Annotated in this window: 27 protein-coding genes; 24 read left to right on the top strand and 3 right to left on the bottom strand. The window is 66.1% G+C overall.

All coding sequences use genetic code 11. The annotated features are described in order from the left end of the window. Positions 1-4 precede the first annotated feature (4 nt). The 7 genes from rpsE (at position 5) to CXY81_RS12005 (ending at position 5,191) form a co-directional block, all read left to right on the top strand. Positions 5-676 carry a 30S ribosomal protein S5 gene (gene rpsE / locus CXY81_RS12035; protein ID WP_104101028.1) on the top strand — a complete coding sequence of 224 codons (672 nt, stop codon included), beginning with the start codon at positions 5-7 and terminating at the stop codon, positions 674-676. Further along, positions 676-858, top strand: a complete 183-nt coding sequence (gene rpmD, locus CXY81_RS12030) for a 50S ribosomal protein L30 (protein WP_174235710.1) — start codon at positions 676-678, stop codon at positions 856-858. Before rpsE ends, rpmD begins: the two co-directional genes overlap by 1 nt. After that, the gene (gene rplO / locus CXY81_RS12025; protein WP_104100954.1) at positions 858-1,415 is read left to right on the top strand and encodes a 50S ribosomal protein L15; all 558 of its coding nucleotides are present in this window, start codon (positions 858-860) and stop codon (positions 1,413-1,415) included. The genes rpmD and rplO overlap by 1 nt, the downstream gene beginning before the upstream one ends. Positions 1,416-1,513: 98 nt before the next feature. Next, positions 1,514-2,836 carry a preprotein translocase subunit SecY gene (gene secY / locus CXY81_RS12020; RefSeq protein WP_104171762.1) on the top strand — a complete coding sequence of 441 codons (1,323 nt, stop codon included), beginning with the start codon at positions 1,514-1,516 and terminating at the stop codon, positions 2,834-2,836. Continuing rightward, on the top strand, positions 2,833-3,507 hold the full coding sequence (locus CXY81_RS12015) for an adenylate kinase (protein WP_104194966.1): 675 nt from the start codon (positions 2,833-2,835) through the stop codon (positions 3,505-3,507). Before secY ends, CXY81_RS12015 begins: the two co-directional genes overlap by 4 nt. Before the next feature lie 55 nt (positions 3,508-3,562). Continuing rightward, positions 3,563-4,393, top strand: coding sequence for a type I methionyl aminopeptidase (gene map, locus CXY81_RS12010; protein ID WP_104195087.1), 831 nt, complete (start codon positions 3,563-3,565; stop codon positions 4,391-4,393). Positions 4,394-4,861: 468 nt separating this feature from the next. Beyond that, positions 4,862-5,191 (top strand): PTS sugar transporter subunit IIB, encoded by a 330-nt coding sequence (locus CXY81_RS12005; protein WP_104194965.1) that lies wholly within the window; start codon positions 4,862-4,864, stop codon positions 5,189-5,191. A 13-nt stretch (positions 5,192-5,204) separates the two neighbouring features. Here the strand turns inward: CXY81_RS12005 and CXY81_RS12000 are convergent, their stop codons facing one another. After that, on the bottom strand, positions 5,205-7,127 hold the full coding sequence (locus CXY81_RS12000; RefSeq protein WP_104194964.1) for a transcription antiterminator: 1,923 nt from the start codon (positions 7,125-7,127) through the stop codon (positions 5,205-5,207). Between the two features lie 181 nt (positions 7,128-7,308). On the opposite strand from CXY81_RS12000, the gene CXY81_RS11995 reads away from it, so the two are divergent. The 10 genes from CXY81_RS11995 (at position 7,309) to CXY81_RS11950 (ending at position 14,816) form a co-directional block, all read left to right on the top strand. After that, entirely contained in the window at positions 7,309-8,784 is a 1,476-nt protein-coding gene (locus tag CXY81_RS11995; RefSeq protein ID WP_104171766.1) for a PTS mannitol transporter subunit IICB, read from the top strand. Beyond that, the gene (locus CXY81_RS11990) at positions 8,781-9,221 is read left to right on the top strand and encodes a PTS sugar transporter subunit IIA (RefSeq protein ID WP_104194963.1); all 441 of its coding nucleotides are present in this window, start codon (positions 8,781-8,783) and stop codon (positions 9,219-9,221) included. Before CXY81_RS11995 ends, CXY81_RS11990 begins: the two co-directional genes overlap by 4 nt. Continuing rightward, a complete protein-coding gene (locus CXY81_RS11985; protein WP_104171768.1) occupies positions 9,218-10,369 on the top strand; it encodes a mannitol-1-phosphate 5-dehydrogenase in 1,152 nt (383 codons plus the stop codon). Before CXY81_RS11990 ends, CXY81_RS11985 begins: the two co-directional genes overlap by 4 nt. A gap of 155 nt (positions 10,370-10,524) precedes the next feature. Further along, complete coding sequence (infA, locus tag CXY81_RS11980) at positions 10,525-10,746, top strand: translation initiation factor IF-1 (protein ID WP_055965022.1); 222 nt, start codon at positions 10,525-10,527, stop codon at positions 10,744-10,746. A gap of 66 nt (positions 10,747-10,812) precedes the next feature. After that, positions 10,813-10,926: a 50S ribosomal protein L36 gene (gene rpmJ / locus CXY81_RS11975; protein WP_035834639.1), complete on the top strand. Its 114-nt coding sequence runs from the start codon at positions 10,813-10,815 to the stop codon at positions 10,924-10,926. A 151-nt stretch (positions 10,927-11,077) separates the two neighbouring features. Continuing rightward, on the top strand, positions 11,078-11,452 hold the full coding sequence (rpsM, locus tag CXY81_RS11970) for a 30S ribosomal protein S13 (protein ID WP_104100946.1): 375 nt from the start codon (positions 11,078-11,080) through the stop codon (positions 11,450-11,452). A gap of 44 nt (positions 11,453-11,496) precedes the next feature. After that, the gene (gene rpsK / locus CXY81_RS11965) at positions 11,497-11,895 is read left to right on the top strand and encodes a 30S ribosomal protein S11 (RefSeq protein ID WP_022883249.1); all 399 of its coding nucleotides are present in this window, start codon (positions 11,497-11,499) and stop codon (positions 11,893-11,895) included. Positions 11,896-12,079: 184 nt separating this feature from the next. Further along, the gene (locus tag CXY81_RS11960; protein ID WP_104171769.1) at positions 12,080-13,069 is read left to right on the top strand and encodes a DNA-directed RNA polymerase subunit alpha; all 990 of its coding nucleotides are present in this window, start codon (positions 12,080-12,082) and stop codon (positions 13,067-13,069) included. Between the two features lie 46 nt (positions 13,070-13,115). Beyond that, entirely contained in the window at positions 13,116-13,631 is a 516-nt protein-coding gene (gene rplQ / locus CXY81_RS11955) for a 50S ribosomal protein L17 (protein WP_104171770.1), read from the top strand. 132 nt (positions 13,632-13,763) lie between these two features. Next, a complete protein-coding gene (locus CXY81_RS11950; protein WP_104194962.1) occupies positions 13,764-14,816 on the top strand; it encodes a GNAT family N-acetyltransferase in 1,053 nt (350 codons plus the stop codon). Between the two features lie 45 nt (positions 14,817-14,861). Here CXY81_RS11950 and CXY81_RS11945 read toward each other — a convergent pair whose 3' ends face one another. Continuing rightward, the gene (locus CXY81_RS11945; protein ID WP_233194146.1) at positions 14,862-16,778 is read right to left on the bottom strand and encodes an acyltransferase family protein; all 1,917 of its coding nucleotides are present in this window, start codon (positions 16,776-16,778) and stop codon (positions 14,862-14,864) included. Positions 16,779-16,968: 190 nt separating this feature from the next. On the opposite strand from CXY81_RS11945, the gene CXY81_RS11940 reads away from it, so the two are divergent. The 4 genes from CXY81_RS11940 (at position 16,969) to glmM (ending at position 20,336) form a co-directional block, all read left to right on the top strand. Further along, on the top strand, positions 16,969-17,802 hold the full coding sequence (locus CXY81_RS11940; protein ID WP_104171773.1) for a tRNA pseudouridine(38-40) synthase TruA: 834 nt from the start codon (positions 16,969-16,971) through the stop codon (positions 17,800-17,802). Between the two features lie 169 nt (positions 17,803-17,971). Next, entirely contained in the window at positions 17,972-18,418 is a 447-nt protein-coding gene (gene rplM / locus CXY81_RS11935) for a 50S ribosomal protein L13 (protein ID WP_104100940.1), read from the top strand. Positions 18,419-18,467: 49 nt separating this feature from the next. Further along, the gene (rpsI, locus tag CXY81_RS11930; RefSeq protein ID WP_104100939.1) at positions 18,468-18,953 is read left to right on the top strand and encodes a 30S ribosomal protein S9; all 486 of its coding nucleotides are present in this window, start codon (positions 18,468-18,470) and stop codon (positions 18,951-18,953) included. Positions 18,954-18,974: 21 nt separating this feature from the next. Further along, entirely contained in the window at positions 18,975-20,336 is a 1,362-nt protein-coding gene (gene glmM / locus CXY81_RS11925) for a phosphoglucosamine mutase (protein ID WP_104100938.1), read from the top strand. Positions 20,337-20,628: 292 nt separating this feature from the next. Here the strand turns inward: glmM and coaA are convergent, their stop codons facing one another. Further along, positions 20,629-21,585, bottom strand: coding sequence for a type I pantothenate kinase (gene coaA, locus CXY81_RS11920; protein ID WP_104171774.1), 957 nt, complete (start codon positions 21,583-21,585; stop codon positions 20,629-20,631). Between the two features lie 33 nt (positions 21,586-21,618). Between coaA and glmS the strand changes: the two genes are divergently transcribed. The 3 genes from glmS to alr all read left to right on the top strand — a co-directional run. Further along, positions 21,619-23,469: a glutamine--fructose-6-phosphate transaminase (isomerizing) gene (gene glmS / locus CXY81_RS11915; RefSeq protein ID WP_104194961.1), complete on the top strand. Its 1,851-nt coding sequence runs from the start codon at positions 21,619-21,621 to the stop codon at positions 23,467-23,469. Between the two features lie 59 nt (positions 23,470-23,528). After that, positions 23,529-23,885: a holo-ACP synthase gene (locus tag CXY81_RS11910; protein WP_104194960.1), complete on the top strand. Its 357-nt coding sequence runs from the start codon at positions 23,529-23,531 to the stop codon at positions 23,883-23,885. Beyond that, positions 23,882-25,066 (top strand): alanine racemase (gene alr / locus CXY81_RS11905; protein WP_104194959.1); only part of this gene is annotated, 1,185 nt, incomplete at its 3' end. The genes CXY81_RS11910 and alr, both read left to right, overlap by 4 nt.

Raw genomic sequence — 25,066 nt, 5'->3', positions numbered from 1 at the left:
GACCGTGGTGGCCGCAGAGGCACCCGTCGAAACCGCTGCCTCAACGGCACCTGCCCAGAACGAGCCTCGTGAGGCTCGTCGTGGCGGTCGTGAGCGCAACCCGAACAAGGACCGCGGAAGCCGCGATGCCGACAAGAGCCAGTTCCTGGAGCGCGTCGTCACCATCAACCGCGTTTCCAAGGTGGTGAAGGGTGGTCGTCGCTTCAGCTTCACCGCTCTCGTCGTCGTCGGTGACGGAAACGGCCTCGTCGGCGTTGGATACGGCAAGGCCCGCGAGGTGCCGACCGCCATTTCCAAGGGCGTCGAAGAAGCGAAGAAGAACTTCTTCCGCGTTCCCCGCGTCGGTTTGACGATCCCGCACCCCGTGCAGGGTGAAGCCGCAGCCGGCGTCGTCCTGCTGCGTCCCGCCGCCGCCGGTACCGGCGTTATCGCCGGTGGCCCGGTGCGCGCCGTTCTCGAGTGCGCGGGCATCCACGATGTCCTCAGCAAGTCGCTCGGTTCGTCGAACACCATCAACATCGTTCACGCCACGGTCGAGGCCCTGCACCAGCTCGAAGAGCCGCGTGCAGTTGCGGCTCGTCGTGGCCTCGCGTACGAAGACGTCGCTCCGGCGCGCTTCCTGCGTGCCGACGCCGCCGCAGCAGCAGCTGCAGCGGCAGCAAAGGCAGGTGCCTGATGGCTCGCCTCAAAGTGACACAGATCAAGTCCAAAATTAGTGAGAAGCAGAACCAGCGCGACACGCTTCGCAGCCTGGGTCTCAAGCGCATTGGCGCAGTCACGATTCGCGAGGACAACTCGCAGAACCGTGGCTACGTCAACACCGTTGCTCACCTCGTAAAGGTCGAGGAGATTGACTAATGGCTGACGAGAAGGAAGCTGCCACGGCAGCCGCCAAGCCCGCCACTGCACAGAAGGCAGCCCCCAAGAAGGCTGCCTCCGCCAAGGTCGCAGTGAAGGCTGCTCCGACCGAGAAGCGCGAGCAGGTTCTGAAGGTTCACCACCTTCGCCCCGCCCCAGGAGCCAAGAAGTCGCGCATGCGTGTCGGTCGTGGTGAAGGATCCAAGGGTAAGACCGCCGGCCGTGGAACCAAGGGTACGAAGGCGCGCTACAACGTGCGCATCGGGTTCGAGGGTGGCCAGATGCCGCTGCACATGCGTACTCCGAAGCTGCGCGGGTTCAAGAACCCGTTCCGCGTCGAGTACCAGGTCGTCAACCTCGAGAAGCTCGCCGAGCTTTACCCGAACGGCGGCGATGTGACCATCGCCGACCTGGTCGCCAAGGGTGCCGTTCGCGACAACGAGAAGGTCAAGGTTCTCGGCAATGGTGACATTGCGGTTAAGCTGAACATTGCAGTGGATAAGGTCTCCGGCTCAGCAGAGCAGAAGATCGTCGCTGCGGGTGGCTCAATCAAGTAAGTCCGTAGACGCTGAGCGAGCTTGTCGAGGCCACCAATCGAAATCTTTCGATGCTGGTCTCGACAAGCTCGTTTTTCACGTTATTAACTGGAGGCATTGTGTTCAGCGCCATCGCGCGGATATTCCGCACACCCGACCTGCGCAGGAAAATCGGGTTCAGCCTGGGTATCGTTGCCCTGTTCCGACTGGGCTCGTTCATCCCTGCCCCCTTCGTCGACTTCGGAAACGTTCAATCGTGTCTGGCGGCGAACCAGGACGCCAGCGGCCTCTATGAGCTCGTCAACCTCTTCAGCGGCGGCGCCCTGCTGCAACTGTCGGTCTTCGCGCTCGGCATCATGCCGTACATCACGGCCTCGATCATCGTGCAGCTCCTGCGCGTGGTCATCCCACATTTTGAGACACTGCACAAGGAAGGCGCGTCCGGACAGGGCACGCTCACCCAGTACACTCGGTACCTCACCATCGCCCTCGCGATCCTTCAGTCGACGACGCTGATCACGGTGGCCCGCAGCGGAGCGCTCTACGGCACTTCCGCCAGCGCCGAGTGCTCGCAGCTGCTCACCAACGACGCCTGGTACGCCATCATGCTCATGGTCATCACCATGACCGCCGGCACCGGCCTGATCATGTGGATGGGTGAGCTCATCACCGAGCGCGGCATCGGCAACGGCATGTCACTGTTGATCTTCACCTCGATCGCAGCCCTCTTTCCGGGATCGCTCGCCTCCATCGGGCAGCAGAAGGGCCTCGACATCCTGATGATCGTGATCGCGGTCGGTCTGGTCGTGGTCGCCGCCGTGGTCTTCGTCGAGCAGTCCCAGCGTCGCATCCCGGTGCAGTACGCCAAACGGATGGTCGGACGCCGCACCTACGGCGGGAACAACACGTATATCCCGATCAAGGTGAACATGGCCGGCGTCGTGCCCGTCATTTTCGCGTCGTCACTGCTGTACCTTCCGGCCCTGATCGCGCAGTTCAACCAGCCGGCGGCCGGACAGGCGCCGGCAGCGTGGGTCACCTGGGTCACCAACAACCTCACGCAGGGCAACGATCCGCTCTACATGGCGCTGTACTTCCTCCTCATCGTCGGATTCACCTACTTCTATGTCGCGATCACCTTCAACCCCGAAGAGGTCGCCGACAACATGAAGAAGTACGGCGGATTCATCCCGGGCATACGTGCCGGTCGTCCGACCGCCGAGTACCTGGACTTCGTTCTCACCCGGGTGACGCTGCCCGGTGCCCTGTACCTGGGCCTGATCGCCCTGCTGCCGCTGATCGCGTTCTCCGCGATCGGAGCCGACCAGAACTTCCCGTTCGGTGGCGCCAGCATCCTGATCGTGGTCGGTGTCGGACTCGAGACGGTCAAACAGATCGACGCACAACTCCAGCAGCGCCACTACGAAGGGCTTCTCCGATGACCCGTTTGCTGCTGATCGGCCCGCCCGGCGCGGGCAAGGGAACTCAGGCCGAGCGCCTGTCCTCGGCCTTCGACGTTCCGGCCATCTCCACCGGTGACATCTTCCGCTTCAACGTGAAGAACGACACCGAGCTGGGTCTTCAAGTCAAGGCGTTCATGGATGCCGGTGCGTACGTGCCTGATTCCCTCACCAACGCGATCGTGTCCGATAGGTTGCAGCAGCCCGACGCCACCAAGGGATTCCTGCTGGACGGCTACCCGCGCACGCAGGAGCAGGTTCTGGAACTGGACCGGTTGCTGGAGGCCGACGGTGACGCACTCGACGCCGTCGTGCTGATCGTGGCCGACACCGAAGAGGTCGTCGCCCGACTCCTCAAGCGTGCCGCCGAGCAGGGGCGTGCGGACGACACCGCTGACGTCATCCGGCACCGCCTCTCCGTCTACGAGGAGCAGACATCTCCTCTGATCGACGTTTACTCCTCCCGCGGTCTCGTGGTCACGGTCGACGGCCTCGGCGCCGTCGACGAGGTGACCGGGCGCATCCTTGCGGCACTGACCGGGCGCGGACTCTCCGTGCCCGTCACCAGCGTGCCCGTCACCAGCGTGCCCGTCACCAGCGTGCCCGTCACCAGCGTGCCCGTCACCAGCGGAGACGCAGCCAGCGCCTCCTAACCCGGTCGTGCACGCCCAGCGTGCGCGTCCTCAGCAGTTTGCAGAGATCTTCACCATGAGCCTTCGACGATCCATCTACAAGTCGCCGGCGCAGATGCGGTTGATGATCGTGCCCGGACTGGCCACGGCCGCATCCCTGGATGCGGCCCGGGCGGCCATCCGGGTCGGTGCGACCACCCTCGAGCTCGACGCGGCCGCCGAGGCGGCCATCGTGGCTCGGGGCGGCCTGCCGAACTTCAAGCTGGAGCAGGGCTACCACCACACGGTCTGCGCGTCCGTCAACGAGGATGTCGTGCACGGCATCCCGGGGGCTCGCGTGCTCGCCGCCGGCGACATCGTGTCGATCGACAGCGGTGCCATCATCGACGGCTGGAACGGCGACGCGGCCTTCTCCTTCGTGATTCCGGACCCGGCCCGGCCCGAGGTCGTCGCCGAGCGCGAGAAACTGTCGCACGTCACGGAGCAGTCGCTGTGGCACGGGATCGCCCGGCTCGCGGTGGCGCGTCACCTCAACGAGGTCGGCGATGCCATCGAGGACTACGTCGAGTCTCAGGGGGACTACGGAATCCTCACCGACTATGTCGGTCACGGCATCGGCCGGTCCATGCACGAGGCCCCGCCCGTGTTCAACTATCGCGTGCGCCAGAAGGGTCCGGACGTGAAGCCCGGTCTCGTGATCGCGATCGAGCCCATGGTCGTCATGGGATCCATCGAGACGTTCGTGCGCGACGACGACTGGACCGTCGCCACCAGAGACGGCCTGGCCGCCGCGCACTGGGAGCACAGCGTGGCCGTGCACAAGGACGGCATCTGGGTGCTCACCGCCGCCGACGGCGGCGCTGCGGGGCTGGCGCCGCTCGGCATCACGCCCGTTCCGCTCCCGTAGCCGCACACGGCCCGAACCAGCCGCACTCGGAACGTCGGATCTCACCGTACTGCGTGGACGCCGTTCCGCACGCGAAACGTCGTGCCCGATGCCAAACCAATTCGACGGAGATTTTGGGTCAAACACCCGTTTTCGTGCCCGAAAGCGGTGTTTTGGGCAGAATCTCCGTCGAATTCGTTCGGGGCGAGTTGATCCCGGGCCCCGGACTTGAACGAGACGGCGGTTGCAGCGCGCATCCACCCCGCGCCGCGGTCAACTTCTCGCCTGTCCGAGAAATGGACCTATCGCCACTCACCCGCCACCCGCGATCGCTCCTCACCCGCGGCAATCGGGACCCGCTCGCGGAGCCGCACACGGCCCGAACCAGCCGCGCTCGGGGGAGGGGATCTGGTCTCTCCGGGACTCCGGAGGCGGGAGGATGGAGGAGAGGGCAAACCGTCCGTCGCGGCTCAGGGAAAGAGCGATTCCATGAAGATTCTCATCGTCTGCGGTGCTGGCGCCTCCAGTGCCTTTGTTGCGCATAGGGTTCGGCACACCGCCGCGGCCCGCGGTCTGGATGTCCACGTCTTCGCGGGGAGCGAATCGGATCTGCCGGCCTCCCTCGGCGCGGTCGACGTGCTTCTGGTGGGTCCCCACCTGGCACCCCGGTTTGAGAAGATCCGCCTTCAGGCCGTGCACGCCGGGGTCGGCATCGCCCTGCTGGAGGAGACCGTCTTCGCCTCGCAGAACGGCGACGAAGCGCTCGATGCCGCGATCTATGCGTACAAGACGCGTGACTGGGCTGAAACGAAGAAGTAGCCCGACCGGTGGCCTACTGGTCCATCAGGTGCACGAGCTCGTCGATGAAGGATGCGAAGTCCACCGACCGCTTGACCAGCCGCTGCACGTCGGCCCGGTCTGAGAAGACCTCCACGAACTGGTCGAAGACGGTTTGGAAGCTCTTGCGCCCGGCGGCGCTGAAAGCGACCATCGCCACCACGTTGACGCGGTTCTCGCCCCACGCCATGGGCGTGTCGTTGATCACGACGGCGATCGAGGTACGGATTGCCGTCATCGACATCGAGTGCGGCACCGCCACGTTGTCCGTGAACGCCGTCGACGACATGAGCTCGCGCTCGATCGCGCCGTCGATGTAGCTCTCGTCGATATCGCCGTGTGCGATCATCCGTTCGCCGAGAGCGCGGATCATCGCGGTCTCGTCAGCGGCGTGGAAGTTGTGCGCGAACAGAGACTCGTCGAAGAACTGCAGCAGCTCGTCCTTGAGATCGGCGCGACGGCGAAGACGACGGATGCGGCTGGCGGCCTTCCGCACGCGGTCGATGTCGGCCTCGGTCAGGAACGGCTGGATCACGATGACGGCCTCGGCCGGCGACTGCGGTTCGATGGTGGAGAGCACGAGTTTCGCGTCCAGGGCCTTCCAGTCGACGTCGCTGCGGGTGACCACCGACACAACTTCGAGCTCGTCACCGAGGACCCGCTCGATCCGTTCGCGCAGCAGCACGTGCATGTCGTAATAGTTCGGGCAGATCAGAGCGCACGTGACCAGGTCCTCGCGCCGGGACTGCTGCTGAAGGTGGGCACCGACGTGCATCGCGATGTACGCGATCTCATCGTCGTTGATCACGATCTGCTCCTGCCGCTGCAACTGGCTGGCGATGTAGACGGCGACCTCATAGATCATCGGGTAGGACGTCTTGATCGACCGGGTGAGCGGGTTGTGCGAGTACGAGCGGTCTGTCGCCCGGTTGATCAGGTTGCGCACGTGCAGCGTGAGCCTCACGATGAAGTTCTCCTCCGCGAGGTCCAGCAGGAACTCGTCCCCGGCCTGGCCGACGATCCGGCGCACGGCGTCGAGATCTTCGGGGCGGACGAAGCTCTCGATCAGAACCTGCGCCGGCTGGTCCTGCCCGGGTGTGATCACCCGGGTCTTGAGCAGGAGTGCGATGTAGCCGAGGTCACCGGCACCCAGTTCGACGTGGAAGTGGCGCACGATCAGCCCGGAGAGGGCAAGGGTCATCGCGTCGGGGGAGCCGACGGATGCCGCGGTCTCGGCCACCACGGGGGAGGTGCGCCTCGTGACCCGGTCGATGGCGATGGCGACATGGAGTAGAACGTCGTTGGTGCCGTACTCGTTGACGAAATACCCCTGCGAGTCGAGCATCGCGATCAGATCCGTCTTGAACTCTCCGAGGCTCTCGGAGGCGAACTCGCGCTGGATCGCCTCGAGTTCGAGCAGACCGCGCGAACTCTCCTCGCGGAACAGCCGGCTGAGCAGCCTCCGCCGGTCGGTCTCGGAGCCGGCGAGCGTGACCACGCTGCCGTGGCGGGTGAGCGTGAGCCCGGTGGCGGGCAGTAGCTGCCGCACCTTGGTCAGGTCGGAGTCGATCGTGGAGTCACTGACGAACAGCTCGGCGGACAGAGCGTAGACGTCGAGCCCCTCGTGGGACTCCGTGAGCCGGCGCACCAAAGTGTAAAGGCGATCCGTCGGGGTCTCGGCTTCGTCCGAGTGAATGCGCCCCCTGGCGCGGAACATGGCGAACGCCTCGAGGTCCAGCCGGTACCCGGCCGGCCCCGACTCGATGATCTCGAGCGGCCCGGCGGCCAGTTTCAGGTTCGTGACGTAGCTGCGCACGGTCCGGGGCGTGACGCCCAGGAGGTCGGCAAGCTCGCCGGCGGTAACCCAGGCCGGTGTCTGCGACAGAAAATCCAGCATCCGTGTCTGTTTGTCGCTCATCGCATGAAACTCCCAAGTAAAAAGCAAGTCTCCCACGCCGCTCCCGGCCGGATCTCTGCCACGAGATTTCCGGGGGTGCGGAAAAGTCTCTGGTGGCCCCGCACGACCACCTTGGTCAGACTTGAATAAGTCGCAACGTGACGGGGCAACTCCTCATCGCATCCCTACGAAAGGCAGAGAAATGACGACGACGTCAGCTACCAAGACCAAGAGCGGAGGAACCCGTGTGCACGTTCAGCGCTTCGGAACCTTCCTCAGCGGAATGGTCATGCCCAACATCCCTGCATTCATCGCGTGGGGATTGATCACCGCATTTTTCATTCCGACCGGTTGGACCCCGAACGCGACCTTGGAAACGCTCGTCGGACCGATGATCGTGTACTTGCTGCCGCTCCTGATCGCCAACACCGGTGGCCGGATGGTCTACGGAACGCGTGGTGCGGTCATCGCCTCGATCGCGACCATGGGTGTCATCGTGGGCAGCGAGATCCCGATGTTCATCGGCGCCATGATCGTCGGCCCGGGATCCGCGTACCTCCTGAAGAAGCTTGACAGCCTCTGGGCCGGCAAGATCAAGCCCGGGTTCGAGATGCTGGTCGACAACTTCGCGTCCGGCATCCTCGGCATGATCCTCGCGCTGGGTGCGTTCTTCGGAATCGCCCCGCTCGTGACCGGGATCAGCAATTTCCTCGAGATGATCGTCGACTGGCTCGTCTCCAACAGCCTGCTGCCCATCGCCAGCATCTTCATCGAGCCCGGCAAGATCCTGTTCCTCAACAACGCCATCAACCATGGCGTGCTCACGCCGATCGGTGTGCAGCAGGTTGCTGAAAACGGCCAGTCGGTGCTGTTCCTGCTCGAGGCGAACCCCGGCCCCGGCTTGGGCATCCTGCTCGCCTTCTCCTTCTTCGGAGTCGGCATCGCACGGGCCAGCGCACCGGGCGCCATCATCATCCACTTCTTCGGCGGCATCCACGAGATCTACTTCCCGTACGTGCTGATGAAGCCGGCACTGCTCCTCGCCGCAGTCGGCGGCGGCATGACCGGTGTCGCCATCAACGTGGCCTTCGCAACCGGCCTGCGCGCCCCAGCCTCACCCGGCAGCATCATCGCTATCCTGATCCAGACCGCCCCGGGCAGCTACGTCGGCGTCATCCTCTCCGTCATCGGCGCCGCCACGGTGTCATTCCTGATCGCAGCCGTCATCCTCCGTGCCAGCCGCAAGCGCGACCTGACCGCCGGCGATACCGGTGACATGGCCGAGGCCATCGCCAAGACCGAAGCAAACAAGGGCAAGGCCAGCACCATCCTCGGCGGCCTCGGAGCCTCCGGAACTTCGGCCACCACCGCTCGCCGTGTGAAGAACATCATCTTCGCGTGCGACGCCGGAATGGGCTCCAGCGCCATGGGCGCTTCGGTGCTGCGCAACAAGATCAAGAAGGCCGGTCTCGACGGCATCACCGTGACCAACCAGGCGATCGCGAACCTCGACGGCACGGCCGACCTGGTCATCACGCACCAGGACCTGACCGCCCGGGCCCAGTCGAAGTCTCCTGACTCGACGCATGTCTCGGTCGAGAATTTCATGAACAGCCCGAAATACGATGACGTCGTCGCCCTGATTCAGGGCCAGGCGGCCGAGGAGGTAGCGCGATGACCGACCGCATTCTGGAACTGGGCAACGTCGTGGCCGCGGGGTCGGCCACCACGAAGTTCGACGCAATCCGTGAGGCCGGCGCCCTGCTCGTAACCGCAGGCGCCGTGCGCGAAGACTACGTCGACTCGATGTTCGACCGCGAAGCCAGCGTGTCGACCTACATGGGAAATTTCCTGGCGATCCCGCACGGGACCAACGACGCCAAGGAGTCGATCGTCCGGTCGGCCCTGTCGCTCGTGCGTTACGCCGAACCGATCGATTGGAACGGCCAGCAGGTGCGTTTCGCCGTCGGGATCGCGGGGCTCAACAATGAGCACCTCGAAATCCTGCAGAAGATCGCGATCGTCTTCTCGGACGAGGACGAAGTGCAGAAATTGATTGACGCCGTCACAGCAGAGGACATCTTCATGCTCCTCGAGGAGGTAAACGCAGAATGAAGGCCATTCACTTCGGTGCAGGGAACATCGGCCGCGGATTTGTCGGCCTCCTGCTTCACGATGCCGGATACGAGGTTGTCTTCGCCGATGTGAATGTCTCCCTGATCGACGCTTTGCAGGCTGCCGGCAGCTACGCCGTGCACGAGGCAGGGGAAGTGTCGACCACCCGCGTGGTCGACACTTTCCGGGCCATCAACAGCGCCACGGATGAGGCCGCACTGATCGACGAGATCGCGACGGCCGATATCGTCACCACCGCGGTCGGCCCCACCGTCCTCCGCTTCGTGGCACCGGTCATCGCGGCCGGACTGGGGCGGCGGTCGGCCGAGTTGCCGCCCCTGGCCGTGATGGCGTGCGAGAACGCCATCAACGCCACGGATGTCCTCGCCGAACAGATCTGGGCCAACGTGCCGGAGCCGGAGCGAGCGGCTGTGGCCGAGCGCGTCGTCTTCGCCAACACGGCAGTCGACCGCATCGTGCCCGGCCAGGCCGAGGACGACGGCATCGACGTAACCGTCGAGGCCTTCTACGAGTGGGTCATCGAGCAGGGCGCCTTCAACGGCGCCGTGCCGGTCATCCCGGGTGCGACTTTCGTCGACAATCTCGCGCCCTACATCGAGCGCAAGCTGTTCACGGTGAATACCGGACACGCGACCGTCGCCTACCTCGGCGGTGTCGCCGGGGCTTCCAAGATCTCCGACGCGCTCCTGGTGCCGGCGGTGCTGGACGGCGTCCGAGCGGTGCTCGAGGAAACCTCGACCCTGCTCGTGGCCAAGCACGGCCTCGACGTGGACGCCCAGCGCGCCTACCGGGAGAAGATCCTGGTGCGCTTCGCCAACCCGTCCCTGCCCGACACGGTAGAGCGCGTCGGCCGCCAGCCGCTGCGCAAGCTCAGCCGCCACGAACGGTTCATCGGCCCTGCCGCCGAGATCGCCGAACACGGCACCCGCCCGGTCGCGCTGCTCGCAGCCGTCGAAGCCGCACTCCGGTTCGACGTCGCAGACGATGAGCAGAGCGCCCTGCTGCAACGGATGCTGCGCGCCGAGACGGCCGAATCGTTCACCGCGTCGGTGTGCGGCCTGGACGCCGCGCATCCGCTGTTCGCCGACGTGGTCCTGGTCGTGGCCGCGGTGCAGAAGGCCCTCTGAGCGGAGAATCCCGCGAGGGATTATAGGGAAGAATTGCCAAAAGGCAACTCCGTACCATAGAGTTAATCCTTGGTGTCTTGTGCGCACGTATGCGGCGTATCAGTGCACCACAATCCACGCACGACCAGCAATCAATACCCTAGCGATAGTGAGTTATGGCCAAAAAAGACGGTGTCATCGAAATCGAGGGCGCGGTAGTCGAAGCTCTTCCCAACGCGATGTTTCGCGTCGAGTTGAGCAACGGCCACAAAGTTCTTGCCCACATTTCAGGCAAGATGCGTCAGCACTACATCCGTATCCTCCCGGAGGATCGTGTGATCGTGGAGCTGAGCCCGTACGACCTGACTCGCGGCCGGATCGTTTACCGCTACAAGTAGAGAGTGCTGTAAGTAACGGCCCGAGGCGTTCCTGGGGTACGAAGACAGCGAATACAAGGACACACCATGAAGGTCAAGCCCAGCGTCAAGAAGATCTGCGACAAGTGCAAGGTCATCCGCCGTAATGGCAACGTGATGGTCATCTGCGAGAACCCTCGTCACAAGCAGCGTCAGGGCTGATCTCGACAGGCTCGATCACGGTCGAGTCGGTCGAGATGCAACTGAATACAGAAAATAGCAGTGCCGGGAACCCTTCGGGGGGACACCATCGGTTGGAGGCCGATGAACAGGCACTGTCACAGACCTCCACTCATATACAGGAGAAGCCACAATGGCACGTCTAGCCGGCGTTGATATTCCTCGCGATAAGCGCGTGGAAGTTGCACTGACTTACATCTTTGGTGTTGGCCGCACGAGGGCACTCAAGACCCTCGCCGACACTGAAATCGATGGAAACATCCGAGTCAAGGACCTGAGTGACGAGCAGCTCGTCGCACTCCGTGACTACATCGAAGGAACCTTCAAGGTTGAGGGTGACCTCCGCCGTGAGGTTGCCGCTGACATCCGCCGCAAGGTCGAGATCGGCAGCTACGAGGGCATCCGCCACCGCAAGGGCCTGCCCGTTCGTGGCCAGCGCACCAAGACCAACGCTCGCACCCGCAAGGGCCCGAAGCGCACCGTAGCCGGCAAGAAGAAGGCGCGCTAGGCCTCGGCCTGGCCCGTCTCGCCTTTAGGATTCAGGAGAAATTCATGGCAGCACCAAAGTCGGCCGTTCGGAAGCCGCGCAAGAAAGAAAAGAAGAACGTCGCTGTGGGCCAGGCCCACATCAAGAGTACCTTCAACAACACCATCGTCTCGATCACTGACACCACCGGTGCGGTCATCAGCTGGGCGTCCTCGGGTGGAGTCGGCTTCAAGGGTTCGCGCAAGTCGACCCCGTTCGCCGCGCAGCTGGCTGCCGAGTCGGCTGCCCGCCAGGCGCAGGAGCACGGCATGAAGAAGGTTGACGTCTTCGTCAAGGGACCGGGATCGGGCCGCGAGACCGCGATCCGTTCGCTCCAGGCCGCCGGCCTCGAGGTCGGTTCGATCAACGACGTCACCCCCCAGGCGCACAACGGATGCCGTCCGCCCAAGCGTCGTCGCGTCTAACCAACCGGCATCTCGCCATCGGCCGGGCCCGTCACAAGACGGGCCCGGCTGTGGCGGGTCGTGGGGCATCACCCCTCCCTCGTTCGACGATGTGCTCGATTGTCGGGCTTGTCGAGAGACACACAACTCAAAACCTCGCCACGCAAGTGTCATATAGCGGACACTTAGCCGAAAGGAATCAACAGTGCTTATTGCACAGCGCCCCACGCTCACCGAAGAGAACATCTCGGAGTTCCGATCCAGGTTCGTCATCGAACCTCTTGAGCCTGGTTTCGGTTACACCCTCGGCAACTCGATGCGCCGCACACTCCTGTCATCGATCCCCGGAGCGGCTGTCACCAGCATCCGGATCGACGGTGTGCTGCACGAGTTCAGCACCGTTCCCGGTGTCAAGGAAGACGTCACCGAGATCATCCTCAACATCAAGGGCCTCGTCATCTCCAGCGAGCACGACGAGCCCATCACCGCGTACCTGCGCAAGCAGGGTGCCGGCCAGGTCACGGCCGCCGACATCTCGGCTCCGGCCGGTGTCGAGGTGCACAACCCCGAGCTGGTCATCGCCACGCTGAACGACAAGGCCAAGTTCGAACTCGAACTGACCATCGAACGCGGCCGCGGCTACGTGTCGGCCACCCAGAACCGCAACGAGTACTCTGAGGCCGGCCAGATTCCGGTCGACTCGATCTACTCGCCCGTGCTCAAGGTGACCTACCGCGTCGAGGCAACTCGTGCCGGTGAGCGCACCGACTTCGACCGCCTCGTCGTTGACGTGGAGACCAAGTCGGCGATTTCGCCTCGCGACGCCATCGCATCCGCCGGTCGTACGCTGACCGAGTTGTTCGGTCTGGCCCGTGAGCTGAACACCGCCGCCGAGGGCATCGAAATCGGCCCCGCGCCGGTCGATGCCGTGCTGTCGACCGAGCTGTCGATTCCGATCGAAGACCTCGATCTGTCGGTTCGCTCGTACAACTGCCTCAAGCGCGAGGGCATCAACAACATCAGCGAACTGGTCGCCCTCTCGGAGACCCAGCTGATGAACATCCGCAACTTCGGACAGAAGTCGGTGGATGAGGTCAAGGACAAGCTCGTTGAGCTCGGCCTGTCCTTGAAGGACTCGGTGCCCGGATTCGACGGCGCCCACTTCTACAGCGGCTACGACGAAGAAACCATCTAAAGCAGTCGTTCAGACTGACTTTCGACTTTGATACTGGAGATAACCAATGCCTACGCCCACTAAGGGAGCCCGCCTCGGAGGCGGACCGGCCCACGAGCGCCTCATGCTCGCCAACCTGGCCGCATCCCTATTCACCCACAAGTCCATCAAGACGACCGAGACGCGCGCCAAGCGCCTGCGTCCGGTCGCCGAGCGACTGATCACCTTCGCAAAGAAGGGTGACCTGCACGCCCGTCGTCGCGTGCTCGCCACCATCGGCGACAAGACCGTCGTGCACGAGCTCTTCACCGAGATCGCACCTCAGGTTGCCCTTCGTGAGGGCGGTTACACCCGCATTACGAAGCTCGGCTTCCGCAAGGGCGACAACGCTTCGATGGTGCAGATGGAGCTCGTTCTCGAGCCCGTCACCCCGAAGGTCAAGCGCTCCTCCGCCAAGGCTGCTTCCAAGCCCGCCGCGGCAGCGCCCGTTGCCGAGGCTCCGGCCGAGGTCGTCGTCGAGGATGCTGCTGTCGAAGCTGACGTCGTCGAAGATGATGTCGCTGCCGCTGAGGAATCCAAGTAAGCACCCTGCGCTGTATCGGCTCAACTGAATCGCTGTGTTGAATTGAGAGGGGCCCGACTTCGGTCGGGCCCCTCTCTTTGTGCCCCGGCGACGGGCTAGCGCCCTCGCGGGGCCCCGGCTACGATATTGGCCATGGAACGCCTGACCGGAACCCAGAATCAGGGCCCGCGTCGGCGTGCAGCCCTGCCGCCCGACGCGCCGGGGCCCGCCCACCCTGAGATCGCCCGGTGGCGTCCGGCAACGGTGTCGGACGCCGACGACCTGTGGCAGTTCACCCGAGCGGTCGGCAAGGCAGACCATCCGTACCACCTGACGACGCGGGAGGGAATCGAGCGGGACTTCGGTCTGTCGTACTTCCATCCGGAGCGGGATTCCCTGATCGGGTTCGCCGCCGACGGCACCCTCGTGGCGATGGGGATGGTGATGGCGCCGCCGCGCGAGACGCTGGCCCGCGCGATCCTGATCGGCGGGGTGCACCCCGACTACCGCGGACGCGGAATCGGCCGCGAGCTGCTCGCGTGGCAGCTGGGCCGGGCCGAGCAGCAGCTCGCCACCGACGATCCCTCGGTTCCACGCTGGATCCTCGCCTACACCGACGAGACCGCGTACCGCAGCACCCGTCTGTTCCGGCGCCTCGGCATGGAATGCGCCCGGTACTTCCAGTCCCTCGAGCGGCGCCTCGACGAGCCGATCCCCGAGATCGACCTTCCGGTTGACATCCGCGTCATCCGGTTTACCTCGGAGCTCTCTGCGGCCGTTCACGAAGCGCGCGACTCGTCGTTCCGGGATCACTGGGCCAGCCAACCGATGAGCGACGATGCTTGGGACTCCTTCGTGACGAGTCGCAAATTCCGCCCCGACCTCTCATACCTGGCCCTCGCGGCCGGCCCCGACGGCACCCCGAAGGTCGTGGGCTTCACCCTGGCCACGGTCAACGAGGACGACTGGCTGAACCAGGGCTACACCGGCAGCCACGTCGACCTCGTCGGCGTCATCGACGGATGGCGGGGCAAACACATCGCGCGGACCCTGCTCGGCACGCATCTGCATGCCGCACGCACCGAGGGTCTGGCCCGGGCGACCCTGGTCGTCGACTCCGAAAGTCCGACCGGCGCGCTGAACCTGTACCTCGGCATGGGTTTCACGCCCACCACCCGCAGTCTCGCCTTCACCATTGAGGTCTAGTCCCACCCGGGATCCGCACCCGCCGACCCGTCGACCCGGCCTTGGTCACGGCAGCAGCGGCGGCTGGAAAGAGGGTGACCCGGCAGGGTCGGGCAGGCGATACGCCTCGAGGCCCGGCTGCGGCGGCGGCTCGGCCAGCCGCTCCAGAGCGGCCCGGATGACGTCGGCATAGATCCGACCGCCGGCCGGACCGGGATGGATGTTGTCGTTTGCGAGCACATCCGTGTGCGAGGCGATCGCCGTGCTCCAATCGGCCAGCTCGACCGTGCGGTGCCGGGCCGCGTACTCGGCCAGGCTGGCGTTGACCCCGGCCGTCCAGTCACGTTCGGCGAAGGCAGTAACCAGGATCAGCTCCCGGTCCGGGCCGATCACCGCGCGGATGGCCGCCAGCTGACTCGAACGGATCGGCCCGTTGGTGCCGAGGCCCACGACGACCACCGGCCGGAGCGTGCCGGCCTCGGCTTGGGTGGCCAGGATGTCGGGGGCAGCCCCCATGCCCCGTGAGACGGTGGCATCGATCGCGATCCCCGGGAAGCCGGCCTGCAGCTCGGGGGCCGAGGCGAGCATCACCGAGTCGCCCACGGCCGTGATCAGGTCCCCGGGCGCCGCGCGTTCAATGGCGCTGACGGCCGGCCGGGACGCGCGCCGTGCGTTCTGCACGGCCTGCCGCTGCGCAGCATCCAGTGCCTTCTGGCCGCGTTCGATCTCGCTCTGGGCGCTCGTCTGGGCGGGAGCGGTGAGCAGCGCCGCGGTCGTGCCGGTCGCCAGAAACAGCGCGGCGGCGCCGAACAGGCCGAACCAGACGAGCCTGCCGGGCATGCGGATCGTGCGCGCGCCGCTCGTGCTCTGCCGCAGGCGACGGATGCTGCCGCGCACCCCCTTCGTGCGCACGGGAAGTTCCAGCCAGCGGTACGATCCACCGGCCGCCAGCAGCGTCAGCGCGCCCGCCAGCACCCCGACTCCGATGCTCGTCAGCACGGTCGGCGACGCGGCGGCCGCCGGCCACGCCCCCTGGGCGAGCACGAGCACCGGCCAGTGCCACAGATAGATGCCGTAGGAGCGTTCACCCAGGTAGCGCAGCGGCGCGGTGTCCAGCGCCTGGCCGAAGCCTGGCCCGCGCACGGCCGCCCAGATCACGACCGCGGTCAGCAGGCTCACCAGCATCAGTCCGCCTCGATAGGTCGCCAGGCCGGTGTCGGGCAGGGCGAACGCCGCCGCCAGAACCCCGGCCAGGGCGAGCCGACCCAGCCACGGCCGCCAGCGGTCGCGCAGGGCGGCGAGGCGGGGTGCCGTGCCGCCCGGAAGGCCCGAACGGCGCAGCAGCAGCGCGAGCGCGGCACCGGTGAAGAGCCCGAAGCTGTGCGTGTCCGAGCCGTAGTACACCCGGGTGGGGTCGGCGGGGTCGTACAGTAGCCCCATCCAGACGGCAGAGGCCAAGGCCAGGCCGGCGACGAGTGCCAGGCGAAGCCGGCCGCTTCTCACCAGCAGCAGGCCGAGGAGAGCGAACGGCCAGACCAGGTAGAACTGCTCCTCCACCGCCAGCGACCACAGGTTGCGGAACAGTTCCGGCGCCGTGGCGCTGAAGTAACTCGCCGACCCGGCGATCGACACCCAGTTGTAGCCGAAGGTGATCGCGCCGAGCAGCTGCCAGCCGAGGCCCACCAGCACGTCACCGCCGATCAGCCAGGCGGCAGTGCACAGGATCAGCACCAGCGGGACCAGTGGCGGCACCAGGCGCAGCGCCCGCCGTTTCCAGAATCGACCGAGCGCGATCCGCGAGGTTTCGTCCCGTTCGGTGATGAGGAGGCCCGTGATCAGGAACCCGCTGATCACGAAGAAGACGTCGACCCCGATGAATCCGCCGGGAAGGACCGCGGGGAAGAAGTGGAACACCACGACCAGAACGACGGCGATGCCACGCAGGCCGTCGAGACCGGCCAGGCGTTTGGTGGGCACGTTCACGGAGTCCGGATGAGCGTCAGAGGGCGGGGGCGGCAGATTTTCATGACAGGTGGGGACCGAAGTCCGGGTTCTACGATAACCCGGACCGGACCGTACACTTACCCCCGTGATTCTTCCCCCGGCGCCCGACGAGACCCAAGCAGCGGGTACCACCCGGATCAGGCTCGACATCGCCTATGACGGCACCGGCATGAGCGGCTGGGCGACGCAGCCGGGCCTCCGCACCGTGCAGGGTCAGATCGAGGCCGGGCTGGCCGGCATCCTGCACAGCCACCCGCCGACCCCGATCCTGACCGTGGCCGGGAGAACGGATGCCGGTGTGCACGCGACCGGGCAGGTCGCCCACTTCGATCTGAACCCCGACCAGGCCGACGGCCTCGTGCGCATCTCCCGCGGCAAGGGGCGGCCCCCGACGCCCCTGGCGGTCATGGTGCAGCGGCGGCTCAGCGGCATCCTCGTCACCCAGCCCGAAATCGTGATCACATCCTCCGTGCTCGCCCCGCCCGGGTTCGACGCCCGGTTCTCCGCGCTTTACCGGCGCTACGAGTACCGGATCGCCGACTCCGTCGTCGGGCACGACCCGCTGCAGCGGTTCCGCACCACCTGGCACGGCTTCGCCCTCGACGTGGACGCCATGGACGCGGCTGCCGCGACGCTGATCGGCCTGCACGACTTCGCCACCTACTGCAAGCCGCGGCCCGGGGCCACCACGATCCGCACCCTGCAGGAGTTCCGCTGGTACCGCGATCCGGATGGTGTGCTCGTCGCATCCGTTCAGGCTGACGCCTTCTGCCACAGCATGGTGCGCGCGCTGGTCGGGGCCTGCGTCGCGGTGGGGGAGGGGCGGCTGTCCGGGGACCGCCTGGTCGACCTCCGGATCGAGCGGGCCCGCACCAGCGAGTTCAAGGTGATGCCCGCCCAGGGTCTCACGCTGCTTCAGGTCGGCTATCCGGCCGACGAACTGCTCGCCCTGCGGGCCCGCGAAACGCGCGCGCGCCGGGAGCTCATCGACGACACCGAGTAATGGTTGAATTGCGCTGCCGGGCCGACGGCGTTAGTGTTATTCCTTGGTGTCTGTGCGTTGCAGCCAGACACACGAACGTGAGCCCTCCATCGATCGTGTTCCCTCTCTGGGAACACACCCGGAGCGGGATTCACGAACACCTCCGTTCGAACAAGAAAGCAGCTCAATAGTGACGCGCACTTACACTCCCAAGGCAAGCGAAGTCCAGCACGACTGGGTCGTCATCGACGCCACAGATATCGTGCTCGGTCGTCTTGCCAGCCACGCCGCCATTCTCCTTCGCGGGAAGCACAAGGCAACGTTCTCTCCCCACATGGATATGGGCGACTTCGTCATCATCATCAACGCCGAGAAGATTGCCCTTACCGGCAAGAAGCTCGACCTGAAGATGGCCTACCGCCACTCCGGTTACCCGGGCGGCCTCACGGCCACCAACTACTCGGAGATGCTCGAGAAGCACCCGACCCGCGCGGTTGAGAAGGCCATCCGTGGCATGCTGCCGAAAAACACGCTCGGCCGCGCCCAGCTGGCCAAGCTCAAGGTCTACGCCGGCCCGGAGCACCCGCACGCTGCGCAGCAGCCGAAGCCGTACACCCTCGCCCAGGTCGCTCAGTAGCGCCGGCCTCCAGACTTTTCGATTCTAAGAAAAAAGGATTCACACCATCGTGGCGAAAATCGCAGATCAGATTGACCAGGCTCCGGAGAGCTACTCGACCGAGACTCCGACCGAGACTGTAACCAAGGCGCCCCGCGCCATCCTCAATGTTCCCGGCGCAGCCGTCGGACGTCGCAAGCAGGCCATCGCCCGCGTGCGCATCGTCCCCGGCTCCGGCACGATCACCGTCAACGGCCGCGAATTCGGGGACTACTTCCCGAACAAGCTGCACCAGCAGCTCATCAACGACCCGTTCAAGGTGCTCGACCTCATCGGCAGCTACGACGTCATCGCCCGCATCACCGGTGGTGGCCCCTCCGGCCAGGCCGGTGCCCTGCGTCTCGGTATCGCGCGTTCGCTGAACCAGATCGACGAAGAGAACAACCGCGCCATCCTCAAGAAGGCCGGCTTCCTCAACCGTGACGCTCGCGTCAAGGAGCGTAAGAAGGCCGGACTCAAGAAGGCCCGTAAGGCTCCTCAGTTCTCCAAGCGTTAAGTCGATTGGCACCGTAGAAAAATGCCTCGACTATTTGGCACGGACGGCGTCCGGGGTCTGGCCAACCGTGATCTCACGGCTGGCCTGGCTCTGGCCCTCGCCCAGGCCAGTGCGGCGGTCCTCACTCAGGGCCGCCGCGCGGAGTTGCGCCGCGCAGAGGGCCGTCGGCCCGTTGCGGTGCTCGCCCGGGATCCTCGGATCTCCGGTGAATTCATTTCGGCCGCGGTCGCGGCCGGACTGGCGAGCTCCGGTGTGGACGTGCTCGACGCGGGCGTCATTCCGACTCCCGCCGCGGCTTTCTTGATCGCCGATATCGGCGCAGATTTCGGCGTGATGATTTCCGCCTCGCACAACCCCGCTCCCGACAACGGCATCAAGTTCTTTGCCTTCGGGGGAACCAAACTTCCCGACGACGTTGAGGACCGCATCGAAGAGCACCTGTCGCTCGACATGCTCACGCCGATCGGCGGAGACGTCGGTCGCATCAGCCGCTTCGCGGACGCCGAGGACCGCTATGTCGTGCACCTGCTCGGAACGCTGCCGCACCGCCTGGACGGCATCCACGTCGTGCTCGACTGCGCGCACGGCGCCGCCGCCGGCGTATCGCCGCAGGTCTTCACGGATGCCGGTGCCACGCTCACGGTCATCGGAGCCGACCCCGACGGCAACAACATCAACGACGGGGTGGGCTCCACCCACCTCGACAACCTCTCCCGTGCCGTCCTCGAGGCCGGTGCCGACGTCGGAATCGCCCACGACGGCGACGCGGACCGGTGCCTGGCCGTCGACCGCGACGGCAACATCATCGACGGTGACCAGATCATGGCGATCCTCGCTGTCTCCATGGCCGAGCGCGGGGTTCTGAAGGACCGCACGCTCGTGGCCACGGTGATGAGCAATCTCGGTTTGCGTAAGGCCATGGCGGCCAACGACATCCGCATGATCGAGGCCAAGGTCGGCGACCGGTACGTGCTCGAAGAGCTCAACGTCGACGGGCTGTCCCTCGGCGGTGAACAATCCGGTCATGTGATCATGACCAAGTTCGCCACGACCGGTGACGGCATCCTGACCGGGCTGCACCTGGTCGCCGAAATGGCACGCACCGGCAAGACCCTCGCAGAGCTCGCCTCGGTGATGACGGTCTACCCGCAGATCTTGGTCAACGTGCGCGGCATCGACCATCACGGGCTGAAATCGAACGAGGTCATCGCGGAGGCTATCCGCGCCGCTGAGGCCGAGCTCGGGGACACCGGACGGGTGCTGCTGCGACCGTCGGGCACCGAGCCCATGGTGCGCGTCATGGTCGAAGCGGCCGATCAGGGCACCGCCGACCGGCTCGCGAACGAGCTGGCCGACATCGTGCGCCTGCAGCTCGCCCTCTAGAGAGTTCTCGCCGCGGCCGCACCCTCGGCCGCACCCTCGTTCTCGGCCGCGGGCCCCGCGCCCTCGTTTTCGGCCGCGCCCCGCGCGCCCGCTCCGCCCCGCGCCCCTGACGAATTCGACGGAGAGATTTTGCCCGAATCGTTCCGAAACAGCCAGAGAAACCGGCTTTTCGCCAAAATCTCCGTCGAATTGGTTCACGGCCGGAGTGCCCGGACGTCGAGGGTGCCCGGACGTCGAGGGTGCCTGTGCGGTGACACACGGCGGAGCACACTGTGCGGTGACACACGGCGGGTCACACCTTGCGCAGCAGCACCTTGGAGACGGAGTGGTTCGGATCCTTGCGCAGCACGAGGGTCGCCCGAGAGCGGGTCGGACGGATGTTGCGCAGCAGGTTCGGTTCGTTGATCTCGGTCCAGATTTCCCGGGCCCGGCTCCGCGCCTCGGCCTCGGTCAAACTCGCGTACCGGTGGAAGTACGACTTCGGATTGCTGAATGCGCCGCGCTGCAGCTTGAGAAAGCGCTCCTCGTACCAGCGGGCGATGTCCTGCGTGCGGGCGTCCACGTATACGGTGAAGTCGAAGAGGTCGCTGACGGCGAGGCCGTGGCCCGGTCCGGGCGGCTGCAGCACGTTGAGACCCTCGACGATCAGGATGTCCGGCTGCCGCACCACGATCTGGGCGTCGGGCACGATGTCATAGCTGAGGTGTGAGTAGAACGGCGACCGCACCTCGGCGGCACCGCTCTTGACCGCGGCCACGAAGCGTAGCAGGGCCCGCCGGTCGTAGGACTCGGGGAACCCTTTTCGGTCCATCAGGCCCCGGCGGGTGAGTTCGGCGTTGGGCAGCAGGAAACCGTCGGTGGTCACCAACTCGACCCGCGGGGTGTCCTCCCAGCGGGCCAGCAGCTCCCTCAGCAAGCGGCCGATGGTGGACTTGCCCACCGCGACCGATCCGGCGACCCCGATCACGAACGGCGTGCGCTGGGCGCGCTCCCCGAGGAAGTCGCTCGTGGCGCGGTGCAGCTGCCGTGCACCGGCGGCGTAGAGGTTGAGCAGGCGGCTGAGCGGCAAGTAGACATCCGTCACCTCATTGAGGTCGAGCGGCTCACCCAGCCCCCGCAACTGCACGATCTCCGTCTCCCGCAGCGGAAGCCGGGTGGTTGGCGCGAGGGCGGCCCAGTCAGCCCGGTCCAGTTCGACGAAAGGAGTGCTGTGGCCGTTGTTCCAGGGACTCGCAACCGGATCGGACATTTCACCGAGCTTACTCGGACTAATATCGCAGTCATGTGTGGAATCGTTGGTTACGTCGGAGATAACAAGAGCGTTCAGGTCCTGATGGGAGGTCTGCGGCGACTCGAGTACCGGGGGTACGACTCCGCGGGGATCGCTGTCATCGACAGCGAGGGTGCTCTCAATACCGCTAAGCGAGCGGGCAAACTGGCCGTTCTGGCCGCCGAGCTCGAGGCGAACCCGATTAATAATGGGAACACCGGGATCGGACACACTCGGTGGGCCACCCACGGGGCGCCGAATGACGTGAATGCGCACCCGCACCTGGGTGACAACGGCAAGCTGGCCCTTATTCACAACGGAATTATTGAAAACTTCTCCGTGCTCAAGGACGAACTCCTCGCCGAGGGATTCACCTTCGAGAGTGAGACCGACACCGAGGTCGCCGCGATCCTGCTCGGCCGGGAATACCAGCGCGTCGGCGACCTGGGCGAAGCGTTCCGCGCTGTCGTCTCCCGCCTCGACGGTGCCTTCACCCTGCTCGCCGTCCACCAAGACCAGCCCGGCATCGTCGTCGGCGCCCGCCGCAACTCCCCGCTCGTGATCGGCCTGGGCGACGGAGAGAACTTCCTCGGCTCCGACGTCGCCGCTTTCGTCGAGTACACCCACCGCGCGGTCGCCATCGGCCAGGACCAGATCGTCACGATCACGCCGGGCCTCGTCACCGTGACCGACTTCGACGGCAACGCCGTCGAAGTGGAAGAGTTCGACATCGCCTGGGATGCCTCCGCGTCCGAGAAGGGCGGCTGGTCCAGCTTCATGGCCAAGGAGGTCTCCGAGCAGCCGGATGCCGTGCGCAACACCCTGCGCGGGCGCATCCATGAGGGCCAGGCCGTCGTTCCCGAGCTGACCGAATTCGGAGACGACGTGCTCGCCGGCATCCGTCGCATCGTGGTCGTCGCCTGCGGCACCGCGGCGAACGCCGGCTACGTCGCCAAGTACGCCATCGAGAAGTGGACCCGGGTTCCGGTCGACATCGAACTCAGCCACGAGTTCCGTTACCGCGACCCGGTGCTGAACCCCGAGACCCTGGTCATCTCGATCAGCCAGTCCGGCGAAACCATGGACACGCTGATGGCGGTCAAGTTCGCCCGGGAAGCGGGCGCGAAGGCCATCTCGATCTGCAACACGCAGGGTGCCACCATCCCCCGCGAGTCGGACGCCGTCATCTACACCCATGCCGGCCCGGAGGTCGCCGTGGCCTCAACGAAGGGCTTCACCGCCCAGATCGCCGCCCTCTACCTCTTCGGCCTGCACCTGGCCCGGGTGCGCGGCAGCCTCAGCGAAGCCGAGTGCGCCGTGCAGATCGCCGAGCTCCAGGCCATCCCGGACAAGCTGGCGACCACGCTGCTGCAGGAGTCGACCGTGCACGAGCTGGCCACCTGGATGGCCGACACGCGTGCCGTGCTCTTCCTCGGCCGCCACGTGGGCTTCCCGATCGCGCTCGAGGGTGCGCTCAAGCTCAAGGAGCTCGCGTACATCCACGCGGAGGGCTTCGCCGCCGGTGAGCTCAAGCACGGCCCGATCGCGCTGATCGAGCCCGGCCAGCCGGTCTTCGTCGTCGTGCCGAGCCCACGCGGCTCCGCGCACCTGCACCCCAAGGTGGTCTCGAACATCCAGGAGATCCGGGCCCGCGGCGCGCGCATCATCGCGATCGCCGAAGAAGGGGATGTCGCGGTGCTGCCGTTCGCGGACACCGTCATCCGCATCCCGCTGGCCTCGCCGCTGTTCGAACCGATCCTCGCGGTCGTACCGCTGCAGATTTTCGCCATGGAACTCGCCACGGTGAAGGGCCTCGACGTCGACCAGCCGCGCAACCTGGCGAAGTCCGTCACGGTCGAGTAGCGCCAGTCCTCGAGTCGGAGTAGCCGGAGGGTGCAGCACAGGGTGCAAGGGTTGACCGGATGATCCGGGGCATCGGGGTCGACATCGTCGACCTCGCTCGCTTCGAACGGCAGGTCTTGCGCACGCCTGGGCTTATTCCCCGGCTCTTCACGAAAGCCGAGCGCGGGTTGCCGATGCACTCCTTGGCCGCGCGCTTCGCGGCCAAGGAGGCACTGATCAAAGCGCTCGGCGACAGTGCCGGCGCCAGCTGGCAGGAGATGGACGTCGTGACCGACGCGCACGGCAACCCGGGATTCGTGCTTCACGGGGCTACCGCGGCGGCACTGACGGCCCGCGGCATCGACACAGTGCACTTGACCATGACTCACGACGCCGGGGTGGCCTGTGCGTTCGTGGTCGCGGAGGGCGGGGCATGACCGGATACCGCGAGGCCGTCGTCGACCTGGGCGCGGTCTACGCCAACGTCGCGCACCTCAGGCAGGTGGCCGGCACCCCGCACCTGATGGCCGTCGTCAAGGCGAACGCCTACGGCCATGGGGCAGTGCCGGTCGCCCGCACCGCGCTCGCCGCGGGCGCTGACTGGCTCGGGGTGGCCGACGTCGACGAGGCGCTCGAGCTGCGGGCCGCCGGCATCGACGCGCCCGTCCTGGCCTGGCTGCACGATCCGGATGCCGATTTCACCGTCGCCATCACCCGGAACATCACCCTCGGGCTGTCCTCGGCACGGCAGCTGCGCCAGGTCGCCGAGGCCGCCGCCGCTCTCGGTCGCGTGGCCGACGTGCACCTCAAACTCGAGACCGGGCTCAACCGCAACGGCGTGAACGAACCGGACTGGGCCGAGACGTTCGCTCTGGCGGCCCAGCTCGAGCAGGCCGGCCGCCTGACCGTGACCGGCATTTTCAGCCACCTGTCGAATGCGTCCCCGGTCGACGACGCCGAGGCGATCGAGCGCTTCGAACGCGGTGTCGCTCTCGCCGCCGACACCGGGCTGGCCCCGTCTCTGATCCACCTGGCGTCCACCGCGGCGGCGCTGCGCGTGCCGGCCGCCCGCTTCTCGATGGTGCGGGTGGGCATCGGCATCTACGGTCTGTCGCCGTTCGCGGACCAGACGTCGCAGGATTTGGGCCTCACCCCGGCGATGACGCTGCGGGGGCGCGTCGCCGCCGTGCGCCGCGTGGCTGCGGGGGCCGGGGTGTCCTACGACTACCTGTGGCGGGCACCGGTCGACGGCTACCTCGCCCTCGTGCCACTCGGCTACGCGGACGGCGTGCCCCGCCAGGCCTCCGGAACCGCGTGGGTCGACATCTCTGGACACTCGCATCCGCTGGTCGGGCGCATCGCGATGGATCAGTTCGTCGTCAGCGTCGGCCAGGAACGCGTGACGGTCGGCGACGAGGTCGTACTGTTCGGCAACCCGGAGACCGGTGTGCCGAGCGCGACCGACTGGGCCGACGCCGCCGGCACGATCAACTACGAGATCGTTACCCGGATCGGCCGCCGGGTTACCCGCAGCTACCGGAACGCGGTCGACGGCGCGGCGGGCGGCACGCGGCCCGGCGGCGGCGTTCGGCCCGGCGGCGGCGTTCGGCCCGGCGGC

The sequence above is a fragment of the Cryobacterium sp. M25 genome (assembly GCF_002929635.1).
Classification (GTDB): Bacteria; Actinomycetota; Actinomycetes; order Actinomycetales; family Microbacteriaceae; genus Cryobacterium; species Cryobacterium sandaracinum.
This window is presented reverse-complemented; position numbering and strand designations above follow the sequence as displayed.